Source organism: Trueperella bialowiezensis, assembly GCF_900637955.1.
Classification (GTDB): Bacteria; Actinomycetota; Actinomycetes; order Actinomycetales; family Actinomycetaceae; genus Trueperella; species Trueperella bialowiezensis.
The window spans coordinates 1204091-1218725 of sequence record NZ_LR134476.1 but is presented as its reverse complement, the minus strand read 5'-3'; the positions used below and the strand labels follow the sequence as shown (position 1 = coordinate 1218725).

At 60.5% G+C, this 14635-nt stretch carries 13 protein-coding genes; 4 read left to right on the top strand and 9 right to left on the bottom strand.

The window, feature by feature from the left end; genetic code table 11:
• Window positions 1–35: 35 nt before the first annotated feature.
• Together ald and EL234_RS05600 are read left to right on the top strand one after the other, a co-directional pair.
• Window positions 36–1142, top strand: coding sequence for an alanine dehydrogenase (gene ald, locus EL234_RS05605; RefSeq protein ID WP_126416536.1), 1107 nt, complete (start codon window positions 36–38; stop codon window positions 1140–1142).
• Between the two features lie 104 nt (window positions 1143–1246).
• Window positions 1247–2356, top strand: a complete 1110-nt coding sequence (locus tag EL234_RS05600) for an App1 family protein (RefSeq protein ID WP_126416535.1) — start codon at window positions 1247–1249, stop codon at window positions 2354–2356.
• A 16-nt stretch (window positions 2357–2372) separates the two neighbouring features.
• Here the strand turns inward: EL234_RS05600 and EL234_RS05595 are convergent, their stop codons facing one another.
• Together EL234_RS05595 and EL234_RS05590 are read right to left on the bottom strand one after the other, a co-directional pair.
• Entirely contained in the window at window positions 2373–2771 is a 399-nt protein-coding gene (locus EL234_RS05595) for a DUF4878 domain-containing protein (RefSeq protein WP_126416534.1), read from the bottom strand.
• 229 nt (window positions 2772–3000) lie between these two features.
• Window positions 3001–3975: an ADP-ribosylglycohydrolase family protein gene (locus EL234_RS05590; protein ID WP_126416533.1), complete on the bottom strand. Its 975-nt coding sequence runs from the start codon at window positions 3973–3975 to the stop codon at window positions 3001–3003.
• A gap of 227 nt (window positions 3976–4202) precedes the next feature.
• Here EL234_RS05590 and EL234_RS05585 point away from each other — a divergent pair, with 227 nt between their 5' ends.
• A complete protein-coding gene (locus tag EL234_RS05585) occupies window positions 4203–5228 on the top strand; it encodes an endonuclease/exonuclease/phosphatase family protein (RefSeq protein ID WP_126416532.1) in 1026 nt (341 codons plus the stop codon).
• A 146-nt stretch (window positions 5229–5374) separates the two neighbouring features.
• The gene (locus EL234_RS05580) at window positions 5375–5713 is read left to right on the top strand and encodes a hypothetical protein (protein WP_126416531.1); all 339 of its coding nucleotides are present in this window, start codon (window positions 5375–5377) and stop codon (window positions 5711–5713) included.
• Between the two features lie 289 nt (window positions 5714–6002).
• Here the strand turns inward: EL234_RS05580 and EL234_RS05575 are convergent, their stop codons facing one another.
• The 7 genes from EL234_RS05575 to nrdD form a co-directional block, all read right to left on the bottom strand.
• Entirely contained in the window at window positions 6003–7106 is a 1104-nt protein-coding gene (locus EL234_RS05575) for a sugar kinase (RefSeq protein ID WP_126416530.1), read from the bottom strand.
• Window positions 7103–7750 carry a bifunctional 4-hydroxy-2-oxoglutarate aldolase/2-dehydro-3-deoxy-phosphogluconate aldolase gene (locus tag EL234_RS05570; protein ID WP_126416529.1) on the bottom strand — a complete coding sequence of 216 codons (648 nt, stop codon included), beginning with the start codon at window positions 7748–7750 and terminating at the stop codon, window positions 7103–7105. The genes EL234_RS05575 and EL234_RS05570 overlap by 4 nt, the downstream gene beginning before the upstream one ends.
• A complete protein-coding gene (gene uxuA / locus EL234_RS05565) occupies window positions 7743–8867 on the bottom strand; it encodes a mannonate dehydratase (RefSeq protein WP_126416528.1) in 1125 nt (374 codons plus the stop codon). The genes EL234_RS05570 and uxuA overlap by 8 nt, the downstream gene beginning before the upstream one ends.
• The gene (locus tag EL234_RS05560) at window positions 8864–10468 is read right to left on the bottom strand and encodes a mannitol dehydrogenase family protein (RefSeq protein WP_126416527.1); all 1605 of its coding nucleotides are present in this window, start codon (window positions 10466–10468) and stop codon (window positions 8864–8866) included. The genes uxuA and EL234_RS05560 overlap by 4 nt, the downstream gene beginning before the upstream one ends.
• 447 nt (window positions 10469–10915) lie before the next feature.
• Entirely contained in the window at window positions 10916–11275 is a 360-nt protein-coding gene (locus EL234_RS05555) for a hypothetical protein (protein ID WP_126416526.1), read from the bottom strand.
• 201 nt (window positions 11276–11476) lie between these two features.
• Window positions 11477–12124, bottom strand: coding sequence for an anaerobic ribonucleoside-triphosphate reductase activating protein (nrdG, locus tag EL234_RS05550; protein WP_241968950.1), 648 nt, complete (start codon window positions 12122–12124; stop codon window positions 11477–11479).
• A 37-nt stretch (window positions 12125–12161) separates the two neighbouring features.
• Entirely contained in the window at window positions 12162–14375 is a 2214-nt protein-coding gene (nrdD, locus tag EL234_RS05545) for an anaerobic ribonucleoside-triphosphate reductase (RefSeq protein ID WP_126416524.1), read from the bottom strand.
• Between the last annotated feature and the right edge of the window lie 260 nt (window positions 14376–14635).

The following is a 14635-nucleotide window of genomic DNA, read 5'->3' as shown; positions in this document are numbered from 1 at the left end:
CTTGTAAACTTAACGCGTTACCAGCAGGAGGACAGATGCTTATTGGAGTGCCCACAGAGGTTAAAAACAACGAATACCGGGTGGCCATCACGCCGCTTGGCGTACACGAACTCGTCCGTGCCGGCCACCGGGTCATGGTACAAAGCGGTGCGGGCATCGGCTCGTGCATCACCGACGACGACTACGCCGACGTCGGCGCCTACATCGCCCCCACCGCCGCGGACGTCTGGGCACAAGCCGACATGATCCTCAAAGTCAAAGAACCCACCCCCGCCGAATACGACCTCATGCGCGAAGGCCAGGTCCTTTTCACCTACCTCCACCTCGCCGCCTCCGAAGAGCTCACCCGCGAACTCCTCGCCCGTAAAGTCACTTCCATCGCCTACGAAACCGTGCAGACCGACAACGGCGTACTCCCCCTACTCGCGCCCATGTCCGAAGTTGCCGGCCGACTCTCCGCCCAAATCGCCGCACACCTCATGCTCAAAGTCGGCGGCGGACGCGGCATCCTCATGGGCGGCGTACCCGGCACCCGCACCGCCAACATCGCCATCCTCGGCGGCGGCACAGTCGGCTTCCACGCCGCCCGCATCGCCTCCGCCATGGGCGCCGACGTCACCGTCTACGACGTCGACTTCCGCCGCATGGCCTACATCGACGACGTCACCTCCGGGCGCATCCACACCGAATACTCCACCGAACTATCCGTGGCCCGCGGGTTGAAAAACGCCGACGCCGTCATCGGCTCCGTCCTCATCCCCGGCGCCCGCACCCCACGGCTCGTCACCAACGAGATGGTAGCCGACATGCGGCCCGGCTCCGTGCTCGTAGACGTGGCCATCGACCAAGGCGGCTGCTTCGAAGCCTCCCGCCCCACCACACACGACGATCCAACTTTCGAGTTCGAAGACTGCCTGTTCTACTGCGTGGCCAACATGCCCGGCACCGTGCCCTACACCTCCACGTATGCGCTCACCAACGCCACCATGCGCTACGTGCTCCACATCGCCGACGCCGGCTGGCAACAAGCCATGCATGACCTGCCCGACCTCGCCCGCGGACTCTCCACATTCGACGGCAAACTCTACGAGCGCGGCGTAGCCGAAGCCTTCGGCCTCGAGCTGGCCACCTTCGGAAACTAGGGCTCGCTGGGCGCGCGCTAGGTGGACGGGCGGGTGCTGCCGGGCAGACCGGCGTCGTGCGATTAATGCGCGCCCACCCACCAAGTGGCAGGTAGGCTGGAACCATGGCAATTGCGAACTTGGCCCGGCGTTTTGAAGACGGCCTGAACCGGCGGAACATCGTGCGCCGGCGCGAACAAGGCTGGCTGCCACGGCTGACCGGATACACCGGCTACGGATCTGTGACCGCCGCGAAAGTGCTCGCGCGCGCCATCATGGCCGACCCGGACGAAGATTCAAAACCGTTCCAGATCCCCTTCTTGCCATCCTCCGCACACTCGTTCACCACGCAAGGCATGCGTGATATTGCCACACTCGTAGCCGAACAAGCCGAATACGCCCAACGCGGGTGGCGGCAATTCTTTACCACCCAGGTCGGCTTCCTCCCGGTCACCGTGCAACTCGGCCAGCAAACCATCGAGACGCGCACCGACCGCTCCGGCTACGTCGACCTCCTTATCGACAACCACGGCCTCGAACCCGGCTGGCACGAAGCCACGCTCACGCCCGCCGCCGGCGAACCCGTGACCGCGCCAATCATGATCGTCTCGCCAGACACCACCCACGGGCTGATCTCCGACGTCGACGACACGATCCTCGTCACGTCCCTCCCGCGCGCCATGATCGCCGCCTACAACGCCTTCATCTTGCACACCAACATGCGCAAACCCGTACCCGGCATGGCCGAATTCTACGACCACCTCCTCGAACCGGTCCCGGACGCGCCCGTCTTCTACCTGTCCACCGGCGCCTGGAACGTGTACACCTCCATGCAACTATTCATCCAAAAACACGGACTGCCCGTCGGCCCGATGCTCATGACCGACTGGGGGCCGACCCCCACCGGCCTTTTCCGCTCCGGCATGGAACACAAGAAGACACAGCTGCGCAACCTGCTCATCATGTTCCCCAACATCCAGTGGTATTTGATCGGCGACGACGGGCAGCACGACCCGATCATCTACGACGACCTCGCCCGCGAACATCCCAACCGGGTGCGCGGAATCGCCATGCGCACCCTCGACCCGCTCGAACAAGTTCTTTCGCACGGCACCACCGAAGCCACCCAAGGATCACGAAAAGACGCCGACATCGAAGATGCCGGCGTGCCCATCATCCGCGGCGCCGACGGCTTCGAACTACTGGACAAGGCCGGGCAGCTACGCGGCGACTAACTGCGGGGAGCTGGACCTATTCGTAAGTGATGTACCACTTGCCGTCGCGCTTGACCACCACGCCAGAATACGGCAAATCGTCAATTTCATATTCGACGATGACTCGGTCACCCATCTCGATCTCAGTGAGCTGTTCGGCCGTGAGCTTGGCAGTCGCTTCCACCACCCCTGGCCTGGCCTGTTCCATTGATGCTCGTATGGCCTCTTCGCAGGAGCTTTGCCGCGTCTCTTTCTTGAGGATTTCCACAGTTTCCGGGGTAACCATCGCGCAGGCTTTGTTCATGTCCCCGTCGCTTGTGGCCTTGAGGAACTCAAGCACAGCATCGGTGGGGGTAGCTTCTTCAGAGGAACATCCGGTGAGGGCGAGCGGAAACACCATGCATGCGGCAGCCAGCCGAGCGATTGTTTTCTTCATACTGCAACTATATCGCCAGGTCTAGCTGGCGCTGACCTGGGTGAACAGCACGTGGACGGGCGATGACTGTTTGTCGAAGCCCACCGTATGCTGGCTCCAGGCCTGCTGTATGTGGCTTCGGCCCTGCCCGTGTTCGGGCTCCAGCGACATTTCATTGCGCCCTGGAGCCCGATCTTCGTATATACGAAGATCTTGCGCTATAGCGCAATGAAATGTCGCTGTCGGTCGGTTAGAACCCGCGCGGCTGGGAATTTCGCACGATTCTTTCACCCATATCGGCTAAATCGGCGCCTGTCATGCCCGGCCATCCGAATAGGGCGTCCTTCCACTTCTGCGGAACCGCCGATTCGCCCCAACGTGCACCCAGCAAAGCGCCCGCAATCGCAGCAACCGTGTCAGTATCACCGCCGAGCTTGACCGCTCGGCGAACCCCATCAAACACGGCGGCCTCTCCGAAGTATTCCGTGGTGGCCTTGACCGCAAACCATGCGCACTGCAACGCCGAGACCACGTACCCGTTCGTCCGCGGGGTCACGAGTCCGCGATCGGCGTCGTCAATCAACGCCTCCCACTTATCCCGCGAATCCTCAAGCAAAAGGTCGAGACCTGCACGAACATCAAGCACGCCGTCCACCACGGCCACCCGCATCGCCTCCGCCCACAGCACGCAGGATTCTTCCACTTCCCGATCACAGTGCGTCAGCGACGCGATGTCGCGCGCGGCCCGGGCCGTGGCCTCCCGGTCCCACAGGAAAGAAATGCCAATGGGAGCAATCCGGGCAAGTGCACCGTTGCCAGCCGACCGGTCGGTACTCGCACTAAACTCTTTGGCCGCATGGCGCAGCCGGTCGGATACGTCGCCGTCCATGTCGGCTGCTCGCCCGAGGACCGCCCGGGTCTGGATGCCGATGTCGGACGCGCCGTCGCGCATCCAATCGATGAAGTTCTGGCCGATCTCATCATGTGCGGCGTCGGATGTGAGCCGCACGCCGGAGTCAGCAACGGACGCGACGCAGATCGCCATCTGCGTATCATCCGACCATTCGCCGGGCGAATACGGGCCAAGCCCGCCACCTATCATTTGGGGATCATCGGGGGCTTTGCCAAATTCGTAGGGTACGCCAAGCGCGTCGCCTGCAGCCGAGGCGAGCAGGGCGCCGCGAGCGCGGTCAACCATCAGGTCAGTGAGCTCAAAGTTTTCCATGGATTCCTCCTACCAAACACCTCCAAGTGTAGCGTGGATCACCTTTGCGTGTGGCCTGTGCTCATGGGTGGATGTCGGGTGTGGCGTGATACGCGCGGGGTGTTGCAGTCAGTAATGTTGCCAAATCGTTACAATCGAATATGGTTGGCGCCCACGAAACCGGGAGCGCCGCGACATAATTCCATGCGGCTTGAACGCATCACCGCAGGTGAGGGAATGGAGCATTCATGAGATTTGTTTGGGGTTTGCTGGCGATTGCGCTCGTGGGCGCGGGCGCCGTGACCTTGCGCCCTGATCTCGTGCCCGGCTTCACCGACGTCGCGCTGTCTGCTCCCATGGTTCACATCATGTCGGTGCGCCCGTGGCTTGCTGTCGTCTGCTTCGGCGCAGCGATCTTCCTGCTTATTTTCGGTCTTATTCGCCGCACGCTCGTGGGTGCAGGCAGAATCGCGCTCGTCACGGGTGTTGCTTACCTGGCGATGGCCCTTTTCCACGGTGGCACCGTCTACACGCGCGGGCTCGCCAGCCCCGATCAGCTTGGCCCCGACCGCGGCGTCACCAGCGCAGGCATCGGCAATGGCGACATCACCGTGCTCACCTATAACACGCTCGGGGGCAGTGTGGACGTCGACGCCCTCGTAGACGCGATCGATAGCAACGGCGTGGACGTGGTTGTTCTTCCGGAAACCGCTACTGCGCGCGGCACCGAACTTGCGAACATTCTGGCCGAACGCGGCCTGGCGTTCCAGCATTTCAACACGGGAACAGATCAGTATCAGCCCGAGTTTAAGTCGACGCTCGTGCTCGTGTCGGAGGCGATGGGCGAATATCGGCAGACGACGTCGGCTGACGGGCTCGCCACCAGCGTGGCGGTTGCGCCCGCAGCTGGGAACGGGCCGGTGATTGTGGGCGTTCACCCGCGCGCCCCGATGATGGAATCGATTGACCAGTGGCGAGCGGACGTCAGCGCCATATATTCGCTGTGTGACGAGCGCGATCCGCTGATTGTGGCCGGCGATTTCAATTCGACTGTTGACCATCAAATGGTTGTGGGAAGCCAGTGTCACGACGCCGCTATCGAAGCCGGCTCTGGCGGTCTGGGCACGTGGCCAACCCGCCTGCCGCAGCTACTTGGCACGCCTATCGACCGGATCGTACACAACGGCGCATATCGCGGAGTAGACGCCATGCATATCGAGCTCGGCTCCTCAGACCATCGCGGCCTGATCGTGCGGCTCTCCCCGGAAAGCTAACTCCCGCCTGTGCCTAGGCGCAGCGCGTTAGTCACGCACCAACCCTGTAGGTTGCTAGAGGTTTAAGGCAGGGCTTATCCCTCTCGAATTGCTGCCTTATAGCGTAAAATCGGATATCAGTATGCGATTGCATAGGGAGGAATAACATGGGCTTTTTAAGAACACTAACAGTCGGCGCGATCGGCTACGTGCTCGGTGCGCGCGCTGGGCGGAAGAGGTACGAGCAGATCAAGGCTGGTGCGCAGCGGCTGTGGGAGTCGAATACTGTGCGGCAGGGTCGCGACGCCGTGCGCAACCAAGCAGCCGAGACCTTCGCGCAAGCGCAGGAGGCAGCGACGGCGAAGTTCGCCGAGGCGGCAGAGGCAGTGAAGGATAAGGTTCGTAGCGATGACTCGGCAGAATCGTGGTCTGCCGATGAGATCGTGGTCGACGAGATTCGGGTTGAGGCCGTGCGCGTCGACGATCACGACAAGCCTCGAAGCTAGCTGTAGGACGCGACTAACCTCGGTCTCAGCTAACGCCTAACAGATTCACACCTGAACCTGCACTCGAACTTGCACTGCTCTTGCACTGCTCCCGGGGTACCTGTTGCGTTCCCGGGGTAGGCAAATCGCCGGATTCGGTACCCCCGGAACCGAACGTGTACCCCCGGAACGCTCAAGGTAATAGCCGAACGCGCAGAGGAACCACAGGAGGGGGCGCCCGGGATTTCCCGGGCGCCCCCTCCGCCACACTAGCCCACCACCGCAGTGGCGCGGCTAGCTTGAAGCAGTGTTAGCGCTGCACGCGAGCAGAACCACCAGCCACAACACGCTCGATCTCCTCGAGCGAGGCCATCGTGGTGTCGCCAGGCGTGGTCATCGCGAGAGCACCGTGCGCCGCACCGTACTCAACGGCTTCCTGGATCGAATCCTTCTCGAGGATGCCGTAGATCAGGCCGGTGGCGAACGAGTCGCCGCCGCCCACGCGATCCATGATCTCCAGGCCGTCACGCTGGGTGGCCTTCACGAAGCCCTGATCCTTGTGCCAGGCAACAGCAGACCAGTTGTTGTTCGACGCCGTAATAACCTCGCGCATCGTGGTTCCGATGATCTGGAAGTTCGGGAAGTCCGCGCTTGCCAGTTCGATCATCTTGCGGAACGACTCAACCTCAAGGTTGTCGAGGTTCTCCGACGCGCCTTCGATCTCGAAGCCGAGCGACGCGGTGAAGTCTTCCTCGTTGCCGATCATGACATCGACGTACTTGGCCAGTTCGCGGTTAACGCGGCGGCACTCGTCGAGGCCACCGTGTGCCTTCCACAGCGACGGACGGTAGTTCAGATCGTAGGACACGATCGTGCCGTACTTCTTCGCAGCCTCCATGGCAGCCTTCGCGGTCTCTGCGGACTGCTCGGACAGCGCGGCGTAGATACCGCCGGTATGCAGCCAGCGGGCACCGTACTCGCCGAACAGCTTGTCCCAGTCCACGTCCTCAGGACGCATCTGCGAAATAGCCGTGTGACCACGATCCGAGGTGCCAACCGCACCACGGATGCCGAAGCCGCGCTCGGTGAAGTTCAGGCCGTTGCGGGCCTTGCCACCGTAGCCGTCGGACTCTACCCACTTGATCCACTGCGGATCCACGCCACCGTTGAGGATGAGGTCCTCAACCAGGCGGCCGACCTCGTCCTTAACAAGCGCGGTCACGATCGCCGAACGCTTGCCGAATGCACGGCGCATGCCACGAGCAACGTTGTACTCGCCGCCACCTTCCGAAGCACGGAACTGACGAGCCGTACGAATACGCCCCTCGCCCGGATCCAGGCGGAGCATGACCTCGCCTAGGGAAACGACGTCGTAACGGACCTCGTCCGCTGGACGCAACTCAATAAGACTCATTTACGAAGCTCCTTCACTTTTTCCGAGGCTTCCTTTGAAAGCTCGGTGATCTTGTCAAATTCCTTGTTATTGATGAGGTCTCGCTTGATCATCCACGATCCCGAGACTGCAGCAATTGCTGGATCTGTGATCCACTCCTCAAGGTTAGCAGGGTTCACGCCGCCCGAGGGCACGAATGCCGTGTTCGGGAATGGCCCGCGCAGTGCCTTGACCATCTTCAGCCCGCCAGCTTCGCCACCGGGGAAGAACTTGACCACGGTTGCTCCGCGGTTGACGGCCATCATCACTTCCGTGGCCGTCTGCACGCCGGGCAGGTACGGGATGCCACGCTCTGCAGCAACATCGGCGACGCCGGAATCCCAGCCCGGCGAGACGAAGAACTTCGCACCCTGATCGGCTGCGCGTTCTGCCTGCTCACGGTTGAGGATCGTGCCCGCGCCGACTGTCATGCCTTCAACAGCGGACATCTTCTTGATCGCCTCCGGGCCAGCCGCCGTACGGAACGTGACTTCCGCGCAGCAAATACCACCGGCCACGAGCGCTTCGCCAACGGCGACGGCGTCCTCGGCGTCGTCAATCACGACGACGGGAACAATCGGGTTTTCTGCCAGGAATGGCAGTGCGTCTGGGAGATTCTTAGGCATTTTCCTTTTCCGCCCTTTCCTTCAAAAGTACTGTGGCATCCCACAGGCCGAGCAGGTACTGGGTACCGAGCGCGCGATCGTAGAGCGGGTAGCCTGGACGGCCTTCTTCGCCCCAGATCATGCGGCCGTGGTCGGGACGCACGTAGATGTCAAACGGTTCGCCTGCATCCTTGGCTGCCTTTTCGACGTCGTAGAGCACTTCCATGCACTCTTCCATCGGGTTGTCGCCAGTGCGGGACAGGTGCGGCGACTCCTTGAACGTACGCTCCGAGAAGTGGATGACGTTACGCTGATGCGTAGCGTGTAGGCGGCCGCGCTCACCGACGTAGCGCAGGATTGCCGGCAGATCGTTCTTGAGCTCCGAGCCGAGCGAGCCGATGCACACGCACAGGCCGTGCGCCTTGGACTCGTGCAGATCAAGGATCTTTTCGATGTCTTCCATGTTCTTGAACACGCGCGGAATACCGAACAGATCCCATGCCGGATCATCCGGATGGCAGGCCATCTTGATGCCGACCCTCTCACAGGTGGGGATGATCGCGTCGAGGAAGTACTTCCAGTTCTCACGCAGCTTGTCGGCTGTCATGTCCTGGTAGAGCTCCATGACTTCGTCGAGGCGCGCGAGGCGCTCTGGCTCCCAACCCGGAAGCGTGAGGCCGCCGGACTCTTCCTCGGTGGTGTTCACGATGTCCTGTGGTGTCATGCCCTGGATCTTGTCGTGATCGTAGAACAGCGAGTTCGAGCCGTCCTCCGGATCAACGTGAGCCAGGTCGGTGCGCAGCCAGTCGAACACGGGCATGAAGTTGTAGACCACAACCTTGACGCCGAACTCGGCAAGGTTTTCGAGCGTGGTCTTGTAGTTTTCGATGTACTCATCGCGCGTGTCGAGGCCAAGCTTGATGTCCTCGTGAACGTTGACCGACTCGATGACCTCACATTCGAGACCAGCAGCGTGAACGCCGTCGATCAGTTCCTTGATCTCTTCCTTCTCCCAGTTTTCACCTGCCTGCTTGTACGACAGGGTGCCCATAATTCCGGACACGCCCGGGATCTGCTTGATGTACTGTAGCGGAATCGGATCGTGACCTTCGCCGTACCAGCGGAATGTCATCTTCATGCCATCATCTCCTTGTTGAGGGTTGCGCGGACGGCGCCCGTGCCGGCCACGAGTTCGGTAAATAGTTGTTCGATCCGCTGGGCGAGCGGAGTGTCGTACAGATTGACACCAAAAATAGCTGGGTTAGAAAGAATCGGCTGTAGCACTGCGTGTGCGTCGACCGGCTTGCCGAGCTCAACGCCCTTCAGGTGGCCCTGCAGCTCGTCGAGGAGCGGATCCGGCGACGGATCGAACGGCTTACCCGAATCGTCCACCGCGAGCAGGTAACGCATCCAGATGGCGATCACGAGCGGGATTGCCTTCAGTTCGCCCAGATCACGGCCCTGCTCGATGTACTTCTTGATCGTCTCACCGAAACGGATGCCCACCTTCTGCGAGGTGTCCATCGCGATACGCGACGGGTTGTCCGGCAGGTAACGGTTCGGGAAGCGCACCTCAAGCACTTCGTTGAGGAAGTCTTCCGGATCCACAATTCCCGGATTGACGACGACGGGCAGGCCTTCCTTACGGCCGAGCTGCTCGACGAACGCACGCAACGCCGGATCGCGCATTTCGGCGTCGATCGTTTCGAATCCGAGGACGACGCCGGCCGTGGCCAGTGCCGTGTGCAGCGGATTGAGGCAGGTGGTGACCTTCATGTTCTCGAAGTCATCGGCCACCTTGCGTGAGGTGACGTTGACGCCGTACTTGTCGAAGTTCGGAACGTCGCCGACCAGCACGTCCTCAATAATGAGGTATTCCGTAGGCTCCGCGTTGACGAAGCCAGCAATCGGCGTACGGCCCAGAAGTTCAACCTTCATGTCGGTGAAACCGAGCTCCGTCAGCTCGTCTGCCACCGACTCGTTCGGGCGCGGGGTGATCTTGTCAATGACCGACACCGGGAAGGCCACCTTCTCCGGGTTTTCCACCCATTCGAGCACGGCCGCATCCAGCTTGCCGCCCTCAACCCAGCCACGCATGACCTGCGTAACCGAATCGCGCAGCTTATCGCCGTTGTGGGAGAAGTTATCGAACGACATGACGTTGATCGGGACGCCACCGGCGTCGTACCGACGAACCAGCAGGCCCGCAATGTTGGCCATCGTGTTCTTGTGGAACTGGCGCGGATCGGAAGCGATGTCCTCAAGCACCTGCTCGGACAGGTTGCCCTGCGAATCGTGGATGCCGTAGCCCTTTTCCGTGATCGTCATCGAAATCATCGTGACGCCCGGATCCTTCACGATCTCCACAAGCCGCGCGTAGTCGTCCGGGCGCGCCCATGCCAAGCCCTCCGAGATACCCGCAATGACCTTGAGGCCGCGCGTACCATCCGGGTTGAGCGTGACCGAGAGCGTCATCAGATCGTGCGCTGCCAGCTGACGATCCAGTTCCTCCGGGTTCATCGGCACGACGGCGGTGATCGGCCAATGCTCACCATCAGCAATCAGATCGTGCGCCACGCGTGCGGGGAATGCACGGAAAATATTTCCCGGGCCGAGGTGAATCCAGCGCGGGTTCGCCTTCCCCTTCTCCTGCATCTCGGCGACGTCGAAGCTAGGTAGCTCAACGCCCGCCTTCTCGAAATCGGCCTTGTTCTTAATGCCGTCAATAGTTAATTCCATGTACGCTCTCCATCGAACTCCAACGAACCGTGATCTAGCGCGTGGCTACCGGCACGATGCGCATCTCTGCGTTATCAGCGCTAACCGCGGGCTTCTCATTGTTGAAAGCATATCCGTTCGGTAAATATGCTGCCATGAGTCTATCTTAGTGTGTACGCGGCCACAGCGAAACGTGATTACTCAACTTGGAGGAAGTCCATCTACGCTCGCTGCGAATCCTGGCGCACAAGTTTTTGGCACCCAACTACTGGCACTCAAAAATTGGCACGTAAAATATATGCGCATATATAAGCGCAAAAATTCGCGCGCAAAATATTGGCACGCAAAAGGCAGGCAGGTCGTGGTGCCTGAGCATGATATGCGAGCGAAGGGGCTGACATTGCGGTGCTACGTACAGCCCTCGCGGTTTCTACGCAGCCCACTCGCGCGTGCCGGGCAGGATCTGCCTTACTTGGCAGCCCCTTGCAGTTCGGCTTCCAGCATCTCTCCACACTTGGCGGTGGCGGTCTCGATCAGTTCGATATCCTTTTCGGTGCCCTCCGCAGCAACACCATCATCAATCAAAGACTGAATAGTGGAGGCAGGAAGCTCATCGTACGTGTCGTCCACGATGCAGTTTAGGTAGTTGTCAATCACCTGCTGGTGCTCCTCGCCGAGCATTGACCGGTAGGAGTCAATGTTGGACACCTCAACAAGCGCCTCGCGGTATTCTTCTTTACTCGGTTTAGACTCCGAGCAAGCTCCCAAGCTAAAAGTAAGAAGTACTGCCGATCCAATAGCTGCTACTCGAGCGAATGACTTACGCATAATGCGATCCTCCACATGTTGTATGGCTTGCGTCACTACGCATGCTAACACACAGAAGCAGCTAATCAGTGGGCTGCTCATTCTGTGATCATTCCAGAATTTGCGACTGTTCCCGGGGTACCTGTTTCGTTCCCGGGGTAGACAAATCGCCGGATTCGGTACCCCGGGAACGCAACATGTACCCCCGGAACCGAAGCAGGCTTACGATCTGGGCGCTGCCGGCTGCACAAATTCGACTGAGCTTTCCGTATCCCGCCGCCCCGAACTCCACAAGGCGGGTTCGGGAAGCAGCTGACCGGCGTCGTCGCGTGAAAGCCGCAGGTCAATAATCCGTTGGTTGCTCGAACCTCGGAACGCCAAATCATGGTGATACAAGCGTTTGATAAACGGGCCGTCGACAAGGACGTCGCAGGCCTCAAGCAACTCGCGCTTATCCGCCTGCTCGGCCAGTAGCTGTTCGTACGTGTAACCCGACCAGATCCAAATATCCTTCGCGTCCCCAAAACGCTCGCGTACCCGGCGTACCAGCGGCAACAGGATCGGCGCGGACAGCATTGGTTCCCCGCCCACGAGCGACAACCCGGCCACATACGGCTGCGCCAGGTCGTCCATGATCCGTTCCTCGAGCTCAGGAGTATACGGCTTGCCATAGCGAAAACTTTGCGCTGCCGCGTTATAACAACCCGGGCACTTAAACGGACAGCCAGAGACGTACAGCGAACAGCGCACGCCCTCGCCATCCACAAAATTGAACGGCTTGTAATCCGCTACGTAACCGGCAGACAGCACACGGCCATCCCACTCCCCAGGGCGGGGAGCGGAAATGCCGTCACTATCCTTAACCGCCACAAAATCCCGCGCCTTCCCGGCGCTCCCCTGCGCTTTCCTAGCGCGTCGGACCATCCATGTGCTTCACACGCGAAGAAATCTCCACGTGGCGGCCATGCACCATCGGACGCTTCTGCGGGTTACCCAAGTAACCACAGGTGCGCTTCACGACGTCGCAGGTGGCCGGATCCTCGTTACCGCAGTCCGGGCAAGCAAAGCCCTCGGCGGTCGGAGAGAACTCGCCCTCGAAGCCGCACTCGTAGCACTTATCAATCGGCGTGTTCGTGCCCAGGTAGGCCACGCGGTCATACGCGTAATCCCACACGGCCTCCAGCGCCTTCGTGTTGTGCGTGAGCTTCGGGTACTCGCAGTAGTGGATGAACCCGCCCTTCGTCAGCTCGGCGTATTCGGCCTCGAAGTCGATCTTTTCGAACGGGGTGATCTTCTTGCGCACGTCGTAGTGGAAGGAGTTCGTGTAGTACTCCTTGTCCGTCACGTGTTCGATCACGCCGAACTTCTCCCGATCCAAGCGGTTGAAACGATCTGTCAAAGACTCCGACGGCGTGGAGTACACCGAGAACCAGTACGGGTACTCCGCCTTCCACTCATCCGTGTAACGGTTCATTTCACGCAGGATGTCCAGCGTGAACTCCTTCGCTTCCGGATTCGACTCCCAATCCGGGCCGTAGAACAGCGTGGCCACTTCGTACAGGCCGATGTAGCCCACCGACACCGTAGCCCGGTGCCCGCGGAAGAACTTGTTGACGTCCGTCTCGTGGTCTTCAGCCCGCTTGCCGAAAGCTCCGTACTTGTACAGGATCGGCGCGTTCGCTGGCGTGGCTTCCTCACAGGTTTGAATACGGAAGAGCAGCGCCTGCTTCATGATGTCCATGCGCTCGGCGAAAATCTCCCAGAACTTCTCCTTATCGCCCCGCGCCTCAATCGCGATACGCGGCACGTTCAGCGTGACCACGCCCAGGTTGTTGCGGCCGGCGTTCACGGCCTCGCCCGTTTCCGGATCAACCCACTTCGGCAGGAACGACCTGCAGCCCATCGGCGTCTTGTAATCGCCCTCGATTTCGGTGAGGCGGTCGTAGGACAGCACGTCCGGGTACATGCGCTTTACCGAGCATTCGAGCGCGAGCTGCTTGATGTCGTAGTTCGGATCCTCCGGCTCGAGGTTGACACCGCGGCGCAGGCCGAACACCAGCTTCGGGAAGATCGCCGTGTGCTTATCGCGGCCGATACCGCCGATGCGCACGTTGAGGATCGCCTTCTGGATTTCCCGCTCGAACACGCCCGTGCCCAGGCCAAAGCCGAGGGTGACGAACGGGGTCTGCCCGTTGGAGGTGTAGAGCGTGTTGATTTCGTACTCCAGCGACTGCATCGCGTCGTAGATATCCTTGCGCGTCTTCTCCATCGCGTATTCTTCACGCAGCTCTTCGGCCACCCACTTTTCGGCGTCGGCCATGTGCTTCGTGTAGTTGATCTTCGCGTAGGGAGCCAGTACCTCGTCGATTCGATCCACGGACGTGCCGCCGTACTGCGAGGATGCGACGTTCGCGATGATCTGCGCAATCTGTGCCGACGCCGTGTTGATCGACTTCGGAGATTCCACCCGCGCGTTACCGATCTGGAAGCCGTCCTTGAGCATGTTCGGGATGTCAATGAGGCAGCAGTTGGTCATCGGCTGGAACGGGTTGTAGTCCAGGTCGTGGAAGTGGATGTCGCCTTTGATGTGCGCGTTGGCTACCGGCTTGGGCAGCATGTGCTTGAGCGCGTAGGCCTTTGCCACCGAGCCCGCCGTGAGATCACGCTGGGTGTTGAACACCGTGGCGTCCTTGTTGGCGTTCTCGTTGACTACCGACTTGTCACGCGAGAGTAGCTTGCCCACCGAGTGCTGCACGTCCATCGCCTGCTCGCGAGCCACATCGCGATCGTGACGGTACTCAATGTAAGCACGCGCGACTTCCGGGTACTTTGAGCCCATGAGGTAGTCTTCCACCGCGCGCTGGATCGTGGGGATGTCCAGGTTTTCCTGCGGAAGGCTGGCGACGACGGCGTCCGTTGCCCGTGCTACGAACTCGTGATCTTCAATGCCTCGGCTGTTAAGAGCGGCTTCGATAGCCCGGTAAATCTTTGCCGCATCAAATCGCACCGTACGCCCGTCACGCTTGGTCACCGTGACCTTCGCGTTGGCGCCGTGTGGCTCGTGCGTGTTCTCCGTTGACGTGTGCACTTCTGCCCGCGTGTGATTGGCCAGTAGCGACATTGATGTCCCTCTTCCCCCATGCTCGTTCAAGTGTGTTGTTAGGCGTAACGTCGGCGCCGCGGCGTACGCACGCGGTGAGCTTCGCATGCGATGCTTGGCCGATGTAAGCTTGTGCTTTGATTTACGCGGAAACCCTATATTTAGTGTTCCGATTTTTTTCAAGCACTACATATGGTAGCCCTTTTTGAATCACATCGCTGTCATTTCCACGGGGTGGACGCCACTTGTCGCGAGCGCACGTGAGCCGAAACGCGCGACAC